This window comes from Roseovarius marisflavi (assembly GCF_900142625.1).
GTDB classification, from domain to species: Bacteria; Pseudomonadota; Alphaproteobacteria; order Rhodobacterales; family Rhodobacteraceae; genus Roseovarius; species Roseovarius marisflavi.
This window is the reverse complement of sequence record NZ_FRBN01000006.1, coordinates 45,508-60,329: the sequence shown is the minus strand read 5'-3', so window position 1 is coordinate 60,329 and position 14,822 is coordinate 45,508. Positions and strand designations below refer to the sequence as shown.

The window sequence follows — 14,822 nt, the reverse complement described above, 5'->3', positions numbered from 1 at the left end:
GTGCTAACAGTGTGCCCAATAACTACTTACATAGCATTAACCTTTGATTGGAAACAATCCACCCAAAAGCATAACACGGCCTTTCTTGGCCATGGTGGCGGGTTGCGTTACGTCATCTGACGGTGTTTCACCCGCTGCCGCCGTGCCGGGGGAAAAGTTGCGTTCGGGGCTTTGCTCGCGCAACTCTTCGGCCAGATCCATCAACAGATCGCGCCCCGCATCACTGGCGACACTGCCGCCTTCCGGCCCATAGACCGCAAGGCCGATCAGGTGATCGTTGATCACCATGCCGGCCCGCCAATAAGACGGATCGCCCGCAGGGAGCACGGCGCGCCCGCCAGTTGCAACATGCACAAGCGATATGCCGTCTCCGTCAAAACCCAGCAAAACCTTGTCCGGGGCCTGGGCGCGGGTCATTTCCGCTGAATTTGGCTGGCTCACCCCCACCCGCCGCGGCAGAACCAACACCGTCAGGACCGCAGGATCAACCACCACTCCGGCCGTACCGGTCAGGCTCTCGCAGCTGGCCAGCAACGCAAAGCTGCCGCTTGCACCGCGCTTGACGCTCTGGGGATCAATGCAATAGCCGCGCGGCCCGGCCACGGTCACGTCGCCGTCGTAAAACATCGCCCTGCTGAGCGCAGGCGCGCCGCCCCCCGGCACGCCCTCAAGACAGGCGGCCAGCGGCAGGATAAGCATCGTGAAAAAGGCCCGGCGCATGATCCGCCGGGCCGTGGTCTGATCAGAGATCCATGTAGACATGGCGCTCGGCCTTGGCCCCGGGATGGGTCACCGCGCCTTTATATGTCTCGCCAACAAGCTGGGCGTACTTCCAGAGCGCGCCACTTGCATAGATCGTCTCGCGCGGACCTTTCCAATCGGCCTTGCGCGCGGCCAGATCTTCATCGCTGAGCGCGACCGACAATTCGCCGGTCAGGGCATTCAGCGTAATCATGTCGCCGTCTTTCAACAGGGCAATCGGCCCGCCATGGGCGGCCTCGGGGCCGACGTGACCCACACAAAAGCCGCGCGTCGCGCCGGAAAAACGCCCATCGGTGATAAGCGCCACCTTCTTGCCCATGCCCTGCCCCGAAAGCGCGGCCGTGGTGGCCAGCATTTCGCGCATGCCGGGGCCGCCTGCGGGGCCTTCATTGCGGATCACAAGCACGTCGCCCTCTTTATAGGACCGCGCCTTGACCGCCTCAAAGGCGTCTTCTTCGCATTCAAACACCCGCGCCGGGCCGGTAAAGACCTGTTGTTCTTCGGTCATGCCGGCGACTTTCACAATCGCGCCAGCAGGGGCGAGATTGCCCTTGAGGCCGACAACACCGCCAGTTTTGCTGATCGGCGCCGAGATCGGATAGATCACCTTGCCATCGGCCTCGCGGGTGATCTTGTCGAGCGCCTCGCCAATGGTGGTGCCGTCGGCGGTCATGCACTCCTCGTGTAAAAGACCCGCCTTGCGCAGCTCTTTCATCACCACCGGCACGCCGCCAACCTCGTAAAGGTCCTTGGCGACATAGGCGCCGCCGGGCTTGAGATCGACGAAATAGGGCGTATCGCGGAAAATCTCGCAGACATCATCAAGGAAGAAATCAATCCCGGCCTCGTGGGCGATGGCCGGCAGGTGCAGACCGGCATTGGTCGAGCCGCCGGTACAGGCGACAACACGCGCGGCATTTTGCAGAGATTTGAGCGTGACCACGTCGCGCGCGCGAATGTTCTTTTCCAAAAGGTTCATCACCGCCCGGCCAGAGGCCTCGGCGTACTGGTCGCGGCTCTCATAGGGCGCGGGCGCGCCAGAGCTGTTCATCAGGGCAAGGCCGATCGCCTCGGAGACACAGGCCATGGTATTGGCCGTAAACTGGCCACCGCAGGCACCCGCCGAAGGGCAAGCAACCGCCTCGAGCTTTTCAAGCTCGCAGGTGGTCAGGTTGCCGGCCTGATGCTGGCCGACGGCCTCGAACACATCCTGAACGGTGACGTCCTTGCCATCAAGGCGCCCCGGAAGGATCGAACCGCCATAAAGAAACACCGACGGTACGTTGAGACGTACCATCGCCATCATCATCCCCGGCAGCGACTTGTCACAGCCCGCCAGACCGACAAGCGCGTCATAGCAATGCCCGCGCATCGTCAATTCGACCGTATCGGCAATCGCCTCGCGGCTGGCCAGCGAGGATCGCATGCCCTCATGGCCCATCGCGATGCCGTCGGTGACGGTGATGGTGGTGAATTCGCGCGGCGTGCCGTGGGCCTCTTTGACGCCCATCTTGGCGGCCTGTGCCTGACGGTTAAGCGAGATGTTGCAGGGCGCCGCCTCGTTCCAGCAGGTGGCAACGCCGACGAGCGGCTGGTGAATTTCCGCCTCGCTCATGCCCATGGCATAGTAATACGACCGATGCGGGGCCCGCGCGGGGCCCTCTGTCACATAACGGCTGGGCAATTTGGCTTTGTCGAATTTGGTCATGAGGGGCCTCCCGGTAAACGCTGGGCAACGGTCTAGGCCAGAGCCGCGAGACAGGCAAGCCGATTGCAACACCCGGTAAGCCCGGATAGCGTGCCCGTCATGCGATATGATGCCCATGACAGCCTTGTTGCGCCCGCGCGCGCGACCGCCCGCCTGCCCTACCTCATCGGGGGGACGGCGCTTGCCACGCTTCTGTTTCTGGGTCTGAGTTACAGCTATGCCCAGATCTTGCAGCAGGTTTTCCCCAGCGATGTCTGGGCGCGTATTTCGCCCAGCATAGAAAACGCCACAAGCCCGGTTGGCGTGCTGATAAACCTGTTTATCTTTGCCATGCTGATCATCGCGCTCGCCGTGACACTCCGGGTGGTGCACAAGCGCAGGTTCCTGAGCCTTGTCGGCGCGCTTGGCCCGGCCACCCGACAGTTTCGCCGCGCGCTTGTCGCGATGCTGGTGCTTTACGTGGTGATCATGATGCTGCCCCTGCCCGAGAGCATGGAGCCCGAGCCGAATCTGGCCTTCGGCACATGGCTGAAGTTCCTGCCGCTCGCCCTTGTCGGTCTGTTCATTCAGGTTTTTGCCGAAGAGGTGGTGTTTCGCGGCTACCTTCAAAGCCAGCTTGCGGCGCGGTTTGCCTCGCCTCTGATCTGGATCGGCCTGCCGTCGATTGGCTTTGCCCTGTTGCATTTTGACCCGGCCAGCTTTGGCACCAATGCCTGGGCCGTGGTGCTTTGGGCGGGGGCGTTCGGCATTGCGGCGGGCGATCTTACCGCGCGCTTTGGCACGCTTGGCCCGGCAACCGCGCTGCATTTCATCAACAATTTCGGCGCCATCCTGGTCACTGCCCCGCAGGGACAGTTTGACGGCCTGGCGCTTTATTCCTATCCGTTCTCGGTCGAGGATGGCGATGCCTTCTGGGCCTTCATGCCGATTGACATGATGATCCTTGCCTGTGGCTGGCTGGCAATCCGGCTTGCGTTGCGTGGCTGATTGCATTTCCTCTCTGCCCCGCTTATCTCAGGGGCGAAACGCAACTGAGGGACCGGCCCGATGAACTGGATCACCAATTACGTGCGCCCAAGGATCAATTCGATCTTCTCGCGCCGCGAAGTGCCCGAAAACCTGTGGTCCAAATGCGACGACTGCGGCACCATGCTGTTTCACCGCGAGCTGAGCGGCAACCTGAACGTTTGCACCAGTTGCGGCAATCACATGCCGATCACCCCACGCGAGCGCTTTGCCGGGCTGTTTGACGGCGGCGTGTTTTCGGAAGTGGACGTGCCCCTGCCAAACCCCGACCCGCTTCAGTTTCGCGACCAGAAGAAATACCCCGACCGCCTGCGCACCGCGCAAAAGACCACCGGCGAGAAAGAGGCGATGCTTGTCGCCACCGGCGAGATTGGCCGCACGCCGATTGTCGCCGCCGCTCAGGATTTCAGCTTTATGGCCGGCTCGATGGGCATGTATGTGGGCAATGCGATCATTGCCGCCGCTGAAACGGCGGTCAAACTCAAGCGCCCGCTGATCCTGTTCTCGGCGGCGGGTGGCGCGCGCATGCAAGAAGGCATCCTCAGCCTCATGCAGATGCCGCGCACCACCGTTGCGGTGCAAATGCTGCGCGAGGCGGGTCTGCCCTATATCGTCGTGCTGACCCATCCGACCACCGGCGGCGTGACCGCCTCCTATGCGATGCTCGGCGATGTGCATATTGCCGAGCCGGGCGCGCTTATCTGCTTTGCCGGGCCGCGGGTGATCGAACAGACGATCCGCGAAAAGCTGCCCGACGGGTTTCAGCGCGCCGAATACCTGCTTGAACATGGCATGCTTGATCGTGTGACCCCGCGCACCGAGATGCGCGACGAGCTGATCACCATCATCCGCATGCTGATGGGAATGCCGCCCGCCGTGCGTGGCGATCTGCCCGCACCCGAGGCAAGCCCCCCCGCACCGCAGCCGGTCAAGGCTGAGACGCTGCCCAACGAGAAACCCGCCAAAAAATGACCGCCCCCACATCCGACGCCATTCTTGAACGGATGATGGCCCTGCATCCCAAGATCATCGACCTCACGCTTGATCGGGTCTGGCGTCTTTTGGACGCGCTTGGCAATCCGCAAAACGATCTGCCTCCGGTGATCCATCTGGCTGGCACCAATGGCAAGGGCAGCACCCAGGCGATGATCCGCGCCGGGCTTGAGGCCGCAGGCAAGCGCGTGCATGCCTATACCTCGCCGCATCTGGCGCGGTTTCACGAACGTATTCGGCTTGCGGGCACGTTGATTTCCGAGGACCACCTGACCGAGGTTCTGGATGAGTGCTACGCCGCCAACAACGGCGAGCAGATCACCTATTTCGAGATCACCACCTGCGCCGCGATCCTTGCCATGGCGCGCACGCCTGCTGATTTTACCCTGCTTGAAACCGGACTTGGCGGGCGGCTTGATTGCACCAATGTGGTGGCAAAGCCCGCGCTGACGATCATCACGCCGATCTCGATCGATCACGAGCAGTACCTCGGCAACACGCTGGCCAAGATCGCGGGCGAAAAGGCCGGCATTCTCAAGCGTGGCGTGCCCTGCGTTGTCGGCCCGCAAGAGGATGAGGCGATGCAGGTGATCGAGGCCACCGCCCGCCGTCTTGGCGCGCCCCTTATCGCGCAGGGCCAGCATTGGCACGTCAGCGTTGAGCGTGGCCGCCTTGTCTTTCAGGACGAAACCGGCTTGCGCGACCTGTCGCTTCCCAACCTGCCCGGCGCGCATCAGATCGACAATGCCGGCGCCGCCCTTGCCGCGCTGCGCCACCTTGAGATGGGCGACGCGGCGCTTGAGGCCGCCGTCACCTCGGCGTTCTGGCCTGCACGGATGCAGCGCCTTACGACCGGCCCGCTGGTCGAGGCCGCCCCCGAGGCCGAGTTGTGGCTTGACGGCGGGCATAACCCGGCAGCGGGTCTTGCGCTTGGCGCGCATCTTGCCGGTCTGGCGAAACGGCCGACGCATCTGATCTGTGGCATGCTCAACACCAAGGACATTTCCGGCTACCTCGCGCCACTCGCGGCCGAGGCCACAAGCCTGACAGCGCTGTCGATCCCCGGCGAGGCCAATACCCTGCCCGCCGAAGAGACCGCCCGCGCAGCCGCAGGCGTCGGCCTTGCCGCCAGCACCGCAGAGAGCGCGCTTGATGCTGTGCGTGCGATTGTCGCCCACACACCAAAAGCGCGCATCCTGATCTGTGGATCGCTCTATCTTGCCGGTGGAATTCTGCGTGAAAATGGCTAGCGGACTGGCAGGTTTCACGGGACTAAAATGCCCAAATACGGGAACCCCAATCCCACCTCGCAATTAAAGATTGCAAAATCCAAAAGTTACCACGGACCGAATCACTTTATGTTGACCGATTCGTCCTCTTTCGACTATATCTGGGCCACTTGATCGGCACGGCCCCAAAAGGTCGGCGGTTAAACACTTGGGGGACGCGCGGTGTTTGCGCATGCTAAGGGCCATATTTCGACCTTCGCAGGCCCGTGCCCAACCGGGCAGGCCCCTTCGACGTATGGTATTGAAGGGTATTTAAAATGATACGTGTTTTCCTGATCGTTTCCGCTTTCTTTGCTGTCACTATCGCGCTGATCCTTGTTCAACCAAGCAAACCGCGTCGCTCTGCCGATCTTGCGGCGCCGAATGTCGCCGATGTGACCCGTGCCGACACCGACCTGTCGAGCCTTGCGGCGCTCGCACCTGTACCAACAGAGCCCGAAGCCGTCGCACCTGCGCCTGAAGCGCCGCGTATCGTGCGGTCGAAAGAGGCCACGGCACGCATTGAAGTGCCGCAAACTGCGGCAGCACCCGCCATGTCCCCCACACTCCCCGGCGCACCGAGCGATCTTGAGGCGCTGATCATCCGGGCCCTGCGTCAGGGCCAGTCGGAAAGCTATATTCACGCGCTGGTCAATGACGCCGCCAAAAAGGGCCGTGTCGAGGCGCCAAAATCGCTGGTGACCGCCGAAGGGCAGGTCGACACCGCGTTGTTGCTCGCCACCCTCTCAGAGTCCGCCCATACCGCCCCCGAAATCCAGACCTATATCGTCAGCTCCGGCGACAGCCTCGCCTCGATCGCCTATCGGTTTTACGGGCGCACCGATGCTCAGGCCAACGTCCTGAGCGCCAATCGCGAGACGCTGGCGGATGCGGACAGATTGACCGTCGGGCAGGTTCTCACCCTCCCGAACCTTTAGGCAACAAGGGTTACCCGAATACGTGGCAGGAATGACTGAGGGGCCGAACCAACGGCCCCCTTTCATTTTGAAATGGCCTCGATCCGCTGTGCCGTGGTCCGCTTTGCCTGAAATCTCGGGGCGTCACTCTTGTTCATCGGCGCATTTGGGTGCAGAGCGGTTTTACCCTCGCCCTCAAACGCCCTCCAGATGGGCAGGCCTTCGCACAGGATTGCCGTGATGACCCTTGATCTCTTGACCGCCCTCGTCGGCTTTGCCTTTGTCACGGTGATCACGCCGGGGCCGAACAACCTTATGCTGATGAGTTCGGGCGCGAATTTCGGGTTTCGCCGGAGCGTGCCGCATATGCTTGGCATCGGGCTCGGGTTTCCGACGATGGTGTTTCTGGTCGGCATCGGGGTGATGCAGGTTTTTGACCTCTGGCCGACGAGCTATGTCATCCTCAAGCTCGTGTCGGTCGCCTATCTGCTTTATCTGGCGTGGAAAATCGCCAACGCCGCCCCGCCCAAGGAAGCCACAAGCGAGGGTCGCCCGCTGACGTTCCTGCAATCTGCGGCGTTTCAGTGGGTCAACCCCAAGGCCTGGAGCATGGCCCTGTCTGCGGTCACGCTATATGCCGGGGGCCGCGATCTTGTGGCGGTGCTCTGGGTGGCGGGCATTTATGTGCTTGTGTCGGGGATCAGCACCACAAGCTGGACCGTGCTCGGCCAACAGATGCGCCGGTTTCTCAAAAGCCCGGCGCGCCTGCGGATGTTCAACTGGATCATGGCCGGATTGCTGGTCACCACCCTGATCCCCGTGCTATTTCCGGCACAGTGACCCGCCGCGAAAGCCCCGACATGACCCTGACCCTTTTGCATACGGCCGAGGCGCATCGTGCCAGTTTTGACCGCTTGCGCGACAAGATCGCGCCGGGCATGCGTCTTGAGCACGTCGTGCGCCCCGATTTTCTTGAGCGGGCACAGGATGGCATTGACGCCGCCCTAGACGCCGAGATTACCACGATGATCAAGGCCGCGCCGGGGCCGGTGATCTGCACCTGCACAACCATCGGCCCGGCTGCGGCGCGGGCGGGCGCGATCCGCGTTGACTGGCCGATGATGCAGGCCGCCGCCGAGACAAAAGGCGCAATTCTGATGGTCTATTGCCTGGAGAGCACCCGCGCGCCAAGCCTTGCCCTGTTGCAGGATGCGATGACGGCGGCCAATCATCCCGGCCCGCTTGTCCCGCTGCCCCTGCCCGCGCTTTGGCCGCTTTTTGCCGAGGCCAAGCTGGCGGATTTTGCAAAGGCGCTTGCGCTCGCGATTCTCAAACAGGCGGTGCAGATGCCCGATCTTGGCGCAATCGTTCTGGCGCAGGCCTCGATGGCGGGGGCGGCGCCGATGTTGGAGGATCTGGGTGTTGCGGTTTTATCCTCGCCGGAACTGGCGCTTCGGGTCGGATTGGCGCGGTTATGATTGCAAATCACCCGCCGCACCGCCATATATCGCAACGGCAACCGTGGAGTAAGCGATGACCAATTACCTCGACTTCGAAAAGCCCCTCGCCGAGATTGAAGGCAAGGCTGAAGAGCTGCGCGCGATGGCGCGGGCCAATTCCGAAATGAATGTCGAGGCCGAGGCCGGCGCGCTTGACCGCAAGGCTGCGGATTTGCTGCGCGATCTTTACAAGAACCTCACGCCCTGGCGCAAATGCCAGGTGGCGCGTCACCCCGACCGCCCGCATTGCCGCGACTATATCGAGACGTTGTTTACTGAATACACCCCTCTGGCGGGCGATCGCGCCTTTGGCGAGGATGACGCGGTGATGGGCGGCCTGGCGCGGCTTGGCGATCGCCCGGTGATGGTGATCGGCCATGAAAAGGGCAATGACACCAAAAGCCGGATTGCCCGCAATTTCGGCATGGCCCGGCCCGAAGGCTATCGCAAGGCGGTGCGCCTTATGGAGATGGCGGACCGGTTCGGCCTGCCGGTCGTTACGCTTGTGGACACGCCCGGCGCCTATCCCGGCAAGGGCGCCGAAGAGCGCGGCCAGGCCGAGGCGATTGCCCGCGCGACCGAAACCTGTCTCAAGATCGGCGTGCCTTTGATCAGCGTGATCATCGGCGAAGGCGGCTCTGGCGGGGCGGTGGCCTTTGCCTCGGCCAACCGCGTGGCGATGCTGGATCATTCGGTCTATTCGGTGATTTCGCCCGAAGGCTGTGCGAGTATCCTGTGGAAGGATTCCGAGAAGATGCGCGAAGCGGCCGAGGCGCTGCGCCTGACGGCGCAGGACCTGATCAAGCTTGGCGTCGCGGATCGCATCATTGACGAACCACTTGGCGGCGCGCATCGCGACCGCGACACCACGATTGCGGCAGTGGGCAAGGCGATCAGCGCTATGCTGGATGAATTGGCGAAAAAGGACCGCGCGGCCCTGATCAAGGACCGGCGCGAGAAGTTTCTCAAGATCGGCTCGAAGGGGCTTGCCGCGTAAGCGGGGGCGCGCCATCGCAAGCGGCGCGCGCGCGAAGAGTGCGGGTGCCTCCGGCGGGGATATTTAAGGCAAGAAGAAACGCAAGGCCCCGGTTTCAATCGGGGCTTTTTTGCACCCGGCGGATCGCAAGGGTGGTCATCAGCGGGCCGATGAGTTCAAACAGGACCGTGGTGCCGATGGTCAGGGTGAGGATCATCTCGCCGTATTCCGGGAATTCGCGCGCCGCCACAAGCGCCATGCCGACAGCAACCCCCGCCTGTGGCAAGAGCGCCGCGCCGAACCAGTTGCGCTCGGCCGGAGGCACGCCCGACATCGCGCCGCCGATCCAACCCCCAGCCGCCCGAGCGCCGGTGCGCAGGGCAATGAAGGCAAGGCCAAGCAGGCCGATTTCAGCCAGAAGGCCGAGTTCAAGCCGCGCGCCCGCGAGCAGGAAGAACAGCACCATGAAGGGCCATTGCACATGCTCGATCTCGTGAAAGGCGCGACCATGGTGGCGCGCCAGATTGGCGATGATCGCGCCGGCGACCATGCCGGCGATCAGAAAAGACACCCCGGCCCAAATCGCCAGCCCGGCGGTGAGAAACACGATGCCTATCGCCTCGGTCTGAAGCGGCTCGCCTTTGCTGAGCCGCCCGGTCAGATAGGCCGCAGGCAACCCGATCAGCGCGCCAAGGCCAACCGCGCCGCCGATTTCCCAGAGCGCCTCTGACAGGGCGGTGGTATGGCCGTCGCCGCCAAGCATCTGGGCAAAAACCACAGCCAGCGAAAATGCCAGAAGGCCCCAGGCATCGTCGATGGCGACAATGCCGCGAATCTTGTCCACGAACGGCCCCTTGGAGCCGGATTGACGGATCGCATCCTGTGTCGCCGCCGGATCCGTGGCCGAGGCGATCGCCCCCAAGAGCAAAGCGACGGGCAAGGGCACGCCAATCAGCCACAGCCCGAGTGTGACCCCGAGAACCGTCGCCAGCACGATCGCCAGCGAGACCACGAAAATCGCTTCTCCATGGCGTTTGAGCGCCTTGCCGGTCAGCGAACTTCCCAGCAGGAACGCCACCATGGTCAGCGCCATGACCGACAGGAAATCGTAGAGCGCACGCACCTCGGGCGGGATAAGATCAAAGCCGGAGCCGCCCGCAACAATCCCGCAGATCAGCAAAAGCGTGACCCGTGGCAGGCTGGTGCGGCGCCCCACCGTATCGGCGGCCAGCCCCAGAAGGAACAGCGCGCCAAGCGTGATCATCAGGGTAGCGTGATCCATGCCGCGCTATCCGAGCAGCATCTTGAGGCCCTGCGTCACATCCGAGCGCACGGCGAGGCGCAGGCTTGGTTCGTCGCCCGCCTTGAGCGCCGCAATGATAAGGCGGTGGTGATGGGGCGGGTCCTTGCGCCGCAGACGCCCGTAGAGGGCACGCATGGTCGGCCCAAGCTGAAGCCAGACGGTTTCGGCCATGGCCAGCATCGCGGGCGCCTGAGCGCGCAGATAGAGCGTGCGGTGAAATTCAAGATTGCGGCGAATATAAGAGACCGCATCCTGGCGCGCGATATCTTCGGCGACGCGCGCGTTGATGCTCTGAAGCCGGTCGATAAGCGCAATATGCGCGCGCGGCAGAGCGCGGCTTGCCAGTTCAACCTCGATCAAAGAGCGCAGCGCGGCCAGCTCTTCGATCCGCTCGTTGTTAAGCTCTGGCGTACTCACCCGTCCCGAGCTTGAGATCGTCAGAGCGCCCTCGGCCGACAGGCGGCGCACCGCTTCGCGCGCAGGGGTCATTGAAACGCCGAACTCGGCCCCGATGCCGCGCAAGGTCATCGCCTGCCCCGGCGCAATTTCGCCATGCATGATCCGGGTGCGCAGGCCGCGATAGACGCGGTCATGCGCCGATGGGGTTGGATCGGGGCGCGGAGTCAAAAGCATGGCGTTATGTGATCACAAATAACGGCGGGGTCAATCATTGAAACGATAGCGGTGCAACGCGCCACCCTCACGGCGCAGCCATGCGCGCTGTGTGCCATAGCCGGGCATCAGGCGCGACACGACCGCCCAGAAGGCGGGCGAATGGTTCATTTCCGCCAGATGCGCCACTTCATGCGCCGCGACATAGTCAAGCACCTCGGGCGGGGCCATGATCAACCGCCAGGAATAGCTAAGCGCGCCGGAAGACGAACACGACCCCCACCGCGAACGGGTGTCACGCAGGGTAATCCGGCTATAGCCTTGCCCCAGCAGCCCCGCGTAGTGATCCGAGGCCGCCGCCAGCCGGTCACGCGCCCGCGCCTTGAGCCAGCCTTCGAGCCGCGCGCCCGCCGTATCCGGGTCACCCGGCACATGCAAAGTGGTGCCATCGGACACCACGCGCCGCCCCGTTCCCTGGACGATTCGCATCACCTGGCCCTCAAGGGGAAGTTCAAGCCCATGGGTCACGGCAACCGTGACCGGACGCTGCGCCAATTGAGCGCGCAGCCAATCAACCTTGGTGCGGGCAAAATCAAGCGCCTCGGCCTCGGGCACGCCGCGCGGCAAAGTAAGCGTAACCCGCCCATCCAGCCCGGAAACACGCAGCGAAATCCGCCGCGCACGCGGGGATCGGCGCAGGCTAAGTTCAACTGGGGGGTTGCCCGGAAGCACGTGATGGCCCATATGGCCTCCTGATTGGCGGGTTGCGTGGCGACTAAAGCCTTTGACAGCTGACCATTGTTATGGCAGGTGGCGCGGACCGTCGACAAGACCAGAGATTTAAAGGGGATCACCAATGCCCAAAGAAGAATGGGGCGTAAAGCGTCTTTGCCCGACAACCGGGAAGCGCTTTTATGACCTGAACAAGAATCCGATCATCAGCCCCTACACGGGCGAAGTGGTTGAACTTGCCACCGGCAAAACCCGGTCGATGACGCCCGACGCCGAAGATGCCGAGACCAAGAAGCTGAAAACATCTGATGCGGATGAAAGCACCGATCTGCTGGATGATGATGACGTGGATGTCGATCTTGATGACGACCTCCTTGAGGATGACGACGACGACGACGATGTCTCGCTTGACGAGATCGCCGACGTCGCATCAGACGACACCGAGTCGTGAAAAACGCATGGGCGGGATTTTCCTCTTGATCCCGCCCGCCGCTTTCCCTAGATAGCGGCGCACAGGTCCTTCGGGACCACACTGATGGGGCCTTAGCTCAGCTGGGAGAGCGCTTGCATGGCATGCAAGAGGTCAGGGGTTCGATCCCCCTAGGCTCCACCATATCGCATTTAGACGTTGAAATTTCCGCTAACACCTTGAAAGGTAAGGCAATTTCAGCGGTTCGATAACCCGAATTCAGTGAATACCTCAATGGCTCTGCAAAGGCCAATCTAAGCACTGTCCTCCTGAATGCTAAGCTACCATTTTCGTATATATTCCAAGGACTTGCTAAAAACTGAAGCGCCGGTTCGATAAACTCCTCTAGCCTGCCCTTCGGAGGCACGATTCGAGTGGCTTTTTCGCCCAAAACAGCCTTGTTCCGCTCCAGTTTCGCAATCTTGCCTTCGTAAGCTCTCACAACAATTGGGTTGTCGGACTCGACGATGCGCTCCAGCAGTGTTTCGATTTGCTTCTCGGTATCGCGAAGTTGCTTGGCGATCTCATCCTTCTCCTGATGCGCTTGTGCCAGCCGCATGTCCCACGCGTCTGAAAACATCGCCTTGGCCAACGCAAAGAGCTGTTTGGTCGGCTGAAGGCCCTTAAGTATCTCTGCAAACCCGCCCTCGATCTTATCGCGGGGGATTGACTTGCGGTTGCTTTCGCAGCCGCGCGTATCACAAAGATAATAGGGATAGAGCTTCGAGCGTCCCTTGGACCAGCACGAAGTCATCGGCTCTCCGCAATCATCGCACAGCACGAACCCGCGAAGCGGGAAGTCTTCACTGATATCTTTTCGCGCAGGAGCCCGTGCCTTGCCCTTCACGCGTTCCTGAATACGCTCGAAGGTCTCAAGACTGATGATAGGCTCATGCTGACCTTTGCGCGGCGACACGTCCCACTTTGGCGCTTCCACGTAACCCGCATAGGTCAGGTGCGACAGCAGCCGCTGAACACGCTGCCAGCGAACCTCGCCATCCGGTGTATCTTTTGGAAAGGCAGGCTTTGACTCCAGGAAACGCTTCACCTCGGCCTGCGTCTGCAAATACCCCGAAGCGAAGCCTTCGAGAGCTTCTGCAATGATTGAGGCCACAGGTTCGTCCCGCACTAGAATCTTTCCGTGCGCGCGATCAGCGGCGTATTTGTAACCGATAGGCGCGTTGAAGACAGAATAGCCTTTCTCCACCCGTGCCTTCATCTTCTGGATCACCTGGCGGCGGTTTTGTTCGCGCTCAAGCTCGCCTTGCGCCGCAAAGATCGTTTCCACGAATTTGCCTTCGGGGGAGTCATCAAGCTTGAAGTTCAGGCACTCAATGCGCGCGCCGCGCTTTTGGAATTCCCTGCGAAGCTTCATGTGAAACTCGGTATCGCGGGCAAAACGCTTCAAATCATCGAAGATGATGACGTAATTTCTATTGGGCTGCGCATCGAGATAGCTGAGAAGCGCAACCATGCCTGGACGGTTCATGAAATCGCCGCCGCCAGACGCATCATCTGGGAAGACTACCTCAACCTCATATCCTTTGAGTTCAGCATACTGGCGGCAGCGGTGCTCCTGACTTTCAAGCCCGCTGCCTTCCAGCTTTTGTCTCGTGCTCGACACACGACAGTAAATGACTGCCTTGGTAGCCTCCTGATCTTTATGATTATTATTGTTCATCTTACCTCCAGCCTGCCTTTAGGCGCTGAATCCATTAGTGTTATCGTTGTCATCGGGTTCCTCTGAAGATACCTCATCGAAGGCATCTTTGGCATCCCGTTGATCGATCTCAGCGGTTTTTCCACAGACTTCTTGCAGCGGATGCACCCCAAAACCGAGTTCAACAAAGCTGACGATGATGCTCCACATCCCTTGCAAGAACTCTTCTTTCTGCGCGTCAGTCATGCCGGAACCATCAAGGAAAGCCTGATATTTCTCGACATCTACGGTCAGCGAGCGGTTTGGCGGCACTAAAGCACTATCCCCAAGGACCGCCCGACCTGTAGTGTTAAAATCATGTTTCATCGTCTTCTCCCACTTCGGAGGGGTATGTCTTAATACCCACTTTTATTTTACCATAATTGTCTGAAATCCCGCAAATTCAGAGGGTTAGAACGGGATGTCGTCATCCATTTCTTGACCGCCGCTACGCCAACCATCACCGCCAAATTCAGCATCTGGCCGCTCAGCCTGATCCTCTTCGAGATCACGCTGCACCATGTCATCGAGGGCGTGGGCAAGGATCATGGCTGCAAAGGCTTCGACATCATCAAAGCTCGCCTTTTCAGCCAGAGCTTCGAGTTTTGGCCCGTAGATTGAACCCATATCCAGCGTGTAAAAATACTCTTCCATCTTAAAACCCTCCAAACATCTTGTTCCAATCGAGCGGCAACACCGTCACCACTTGGCAGCGCTCGCCATGAGCTGGCTTTTCAACCCTGCGACCCTGGACGCCGTAATAGGCGCACCAGCTCACATAGCGGCAGGAGCCGAAGCCCCGCGAGGCATGCCCGCACTGATCCTGAGCTGATCGAACTACTTCGGGCGAAGGTTGAG

Annotated in this window: 15 protein-coding genes, 1 tRNA gene and 1 pseudogene; 9 read left to right on the top strand and 8 right to left on the bottom strand. The window is 61.2% G+C overall.

The window, feature by feature from the left end:
* Positions 1-36 precede the first annotated feature (36 nt).
* The gene (locus BUB78_RS07590; RefSeq protein WP_181444376.1) at positions 37-762 is read right to left on the bottom strand and encodes a hypothetical protein; all 726 of its coding nucleotides are present in this window, start codon (positions 760-762) and stop codon (positions 37-39) included.
* The gene (ilvD, locus tag BUB78_RS07585; protein ID WP_073196716.1) at positions 743-2,470 is read right to left on the bottom strand and encodes a dihydroxy-acid dehydratase; all 1,728 of its coding nucleotides are present in this window, start codon (positions 2,468-2,470) and stop codon (positions 743-745) included. The genes BUB78_RS07590 and ilvD overlap by 20 nt, the downstream gene beginning before the upstream one ends.
* A gap of 99 nt (positions 2,471-2,569) precedes the next feature.
* On the opposite strand from ilvD, the gene BUB78_RS07580 reads away from it, so the two are divergent.
* The 7 genes from BUB78_RS07580 to BUB78_RS07550 all read left to right on the top strand — a co-directional run bounded on the left by BUB78_RS07580 (position 2,570) and on the right by BUB78_RS07550 (position 9,170).
* A complete protein-coding gene (locus BUB78_RS07580; RefSeq protein WP_073196713.1) occupies positions 2,570-3,457 on the top strand; it encodes a CPBP family intramembrane glutamic endopeptidase in 888 nt (295 codons plus the stop codon).
* 60 nt (positions 3,458-3,517) lie between these two features.
* Positions 3,518-4,468, top strand: a complete 951-nt coding sequence (gene accD / locus BUB78_RS07575) for an acetyl-CoA carboxylase, carboxyltransferase subunit beta (protein WP_073196711.1) — start codon at positions 3,518-3,520, stop codon at positions 4,466-4,468.
* A complete protein-coding gene (locus BUB78_RS07570) occupies positions 4,465-5,739 on the top strand; it encodes a bifunctional folylpolyglutamate synthase/dihydrofolate synthase (RefSeq protein WP_073196709.1) in 1,275 nt (424 codons plus the stop codon). The genes accD and BUB78_RS07570 overlap by 4 nt, the downstream gene beginning before the upstream one ends.
* A gap of 296 nt (positions 5,740-6,035) precedes the next feature.
* Complete coding sequence (locus BUB78_RS07565) at positions 6,036-6,695, top strand: LysM peptidoglycan-binding domain-containing protein (RefSeq protein WP_073196707.1); 660 nt, start codon at positions 6,036-6,038, stop codon at positions 6,693-6,695.
* Between the two features lie 219 nt (positions 6,696-6,914).
* Positions 6,915-7,514: a LysE family translocator gene (locus BUB78_RS07560; RefSeq protein WP_073196705.1), complete on the top strand. Its 600-nt coding sequence runs from the start codon at positions 6,915-6,917 to the stop codon at positions 7,512-7,514.
* A 20-nt stretch (positions 7,515-7,534) separates the two neighbouring features.
* Complete coding sequence (locus tag BUB78_RS07555; RefSeq protein WP_073196930.1) at positions 7,535-8,152, top strand: hypothetical protein; 618 nt, start codon at positions 7,535-7,537, stop codon at positions 8,150-8,152.
* A gap of 55 nt (positions 8,153-8,207) precedes the next feature.
* Positions 8,208-9,170, top strand: coding sequence for an acetyl-CoA carboxylase carboxyltransferase subunit alpha (locus tag BUB78_RS07550; RefSeq protein ID WP_073196703.1), 963 nt, complete (start codon positions 8,208-8,210; stop codon positions 9,168-9,170).
* Between the two features lie 94 nt (positions 9,171-9,264).
* Here the strand turns inward: BUB78_RS07550 and BUB78_RS07545 are convergent, their stop codons facing one another.
* The 3 genes from BUB78_RS07545 to BUB78_RS07535 are packed head-to-tail and all read right to left on the bottom strand — an operon-like array spanning position 9,265 to position 11,808.
* The gene (locus BUB78_RS07545; protein WP_073196701.1) at positions 9,265-10,431 is read right to left on the bottom strand and encodes a cation:proton antiporter; all 1,167 of its coding nucleotides are present in this window, start codon (positions 10,429-10,431) and stop codon (positions 9,265-9,267) included.
* 6 nt (positions 10,432-10,437) lie between these two features.
* Complete coding sequence (locus BUB78_RS07540; RefSeq protein WP_073196699.1) at positions 10,438-11,085, bottom strand: GntR family transcriptional regulator; 648 nt, start codon at positions 11,083-11,085, stop codon at positions 10,438-10,440.
* Between the two features lie 30 nt (positions 11,086-11,115).
* Complete coding sequence (locus tag BUB78_RS07535) at positions 11,116-11,808, bottom strand: M48 family metallopeptidase (RefSeq protein ID WP_073196698.1); 693 nt, start codon at positions 11,806-11,808, stop codon at positions 11,116-11,118.
* Between the two features lie 112 nt (positions 11,809-11,920).
* Here BUB78_RS07535 and BUB78_RS07530 point away from each other — a divergent pair, with 112 nt between their 5' ends.
* Entirely contained in the window at positions 11,921-12,247 is a 327-nt protein-coding gene (locus tag BUB78_RS07530) for a TIGR02300 family protein (RefSeq protein ID WP_073196696.1), read from the top strand.
* An 86-nt stretch (positions 12,248-12,333) separates the two neighbouring features.
* Positions 12,334-12,409 (top strand) — tRNA-Ala (locus tag BUB78_RS07525).
* A 505-nt stretch (positions 12,410-12,914) separates the two neighbouring features.
* Here BUB78_RS07525 and BUB78_RS07520 read toward each other — a convergent pair.
* The 3 genes and pseudogenes from BUB78_RS07520 to BUB78_RS07510 form a co-directional block, all read right to left on the bottom strand.
* Positions 12,915-13,946, bottom strand: a pseudogene (locus BUB78_RS07520) (recombinase family protein); the annotation flags it as partial.
* Between the two features lie 18 nt (positions 13,947-13,964).
* A complete protein-coding gene (locus BUB78_RS20285; protein WP_139279282.1) occupies positions 13,965-14,291 on the bottom strand; it encodes a hypothetical protein in 327 nt (108 codons plus the stop codon).
* Positions 14,292-14,375: 84 nt separating this feature from the next.
* A complete protein-coding gene (locus tag BUB78_RS07510; protein WP_073196692.1) occupies positions 14,376-14,618 on the bottom strand; it encodes a hypothetical protein in 243 nt (80 codons plus the stop codon).
* Positions 14,619-14,822 lie beyond the last annotated feature (204 nt).

What these genes read in the sequence shown, in the direction of transcription:
- BUB78_RS07530 (WP_073196696.1), top strand. Translation starts at nt 11,921, where the DNA reads ATGCCCAAAGAAGAATGGGGCGTAAAGCGTCTTTGCCCGACAACCGGG.
- BUB78_RS07580 (WP_073196713.1), top strand. Translation starts at nt 2,570, where the DNA reads ATGCGATATGATGCCCATGACAGCCTTGTTGCGCCCGCGCGCGCGACC.
- BUB78_RS07590 (WP_181444376.1), bottom strand. Translation starts at nt 762, where the DNA reads ATGTCTACATGGATCTCTGATCAGACCACGGCCCGGCGGATCATGCGC.
- BUB78_RS07560 (WP_073196705.1), top strand. Translation starts at nt 6,915, where the DNA reads ATGACCCTTGATCTCTTGACCGCCCTCGTCGGCTTTGCCTTTGTCACG.
- BUB78_RS07550 (WP_073196703.1), top strand. Translation starts at nt 8,208, where the DNA reads ATGACCAATTACCTCGACTTCGAAAAGCCCCTCGCCGAGATTGAAGGC.
- BUB78_RS07545 (WP_073196701.1), bottom strand. Translation starts at nt 10,431, where the DNA reads ATGGATCACGCTACCCTGATGATCACGCTTGGCGCGCTGTTCCTTCTG.
- BUB78_RS07565 (WP_073196707.1), top strand. Translation starts at nt 6,036, where the DNA reads ATGATACGTGTTTTCCTGATCGTTTCCGCTTTCTTTGCTGTCACTATC.
- BUB78_RS07510 (WP_073196692.1), bottom strand. Translation starts at nt 14,618, where the DNA reads ATGGAAGAGTATTTTTACACGCTGGATATGGGTTCAATCTACGGGCCA.
- BUB78_RS07535 (WP_073196698.1), bottom strand. Translation starts at nt 11,808, where the DNA reads ATGGGCCATCACGTGCTTCCGGGCAACCCCCCAGTTGAACTTAGCCTG.
- BUB78_RS20285 (WP_139279282.1), bottom strand. Translation starts at nt 14,291, where the DNA reads ATGAAACATGATTTTAACACTACAGGTCGGGCGGTCCTTGGGGATAGT.
- BUB78_RS07555 (WP_073196930.1), top strand. Translation starts at nt 7,535, where the DNA reads ATGACCCTGACCCTTTTGCATACGGCCGAGGCGCATCGTGCCAGTTTT.
- ilvD (WP_073196716.1), bottom strand. Translation starts at nt 2,470, where the DNA reads ATGACCAAATTCGACAAAGCCAAATTGCCCAGCCGTTATGTGACAGAG.
- BUB78_RS07540 (WP_073196699.1), bottom strand. Translation starts at nt 11,085, where the DNA reads ATGCTTTTGACTCCGCGCCCCGATCCAACCCCATCGGCGCATGACCGC.
- accD (WP_073196711.1), top strand. Translation starts at nt 3,518, where the DNA reads ATGAACTGGATCACCAATTACGTGCGCCCAAGGATCAATTCGATCTTC.
- BUB78_RS07570 (WP_073196709.1), top strand. Translation starts at nt 4,465, where the DNA reads ATGACCGCCCCCACATCCGACGCCATTCTTGAACGGATGATGGCCCTG.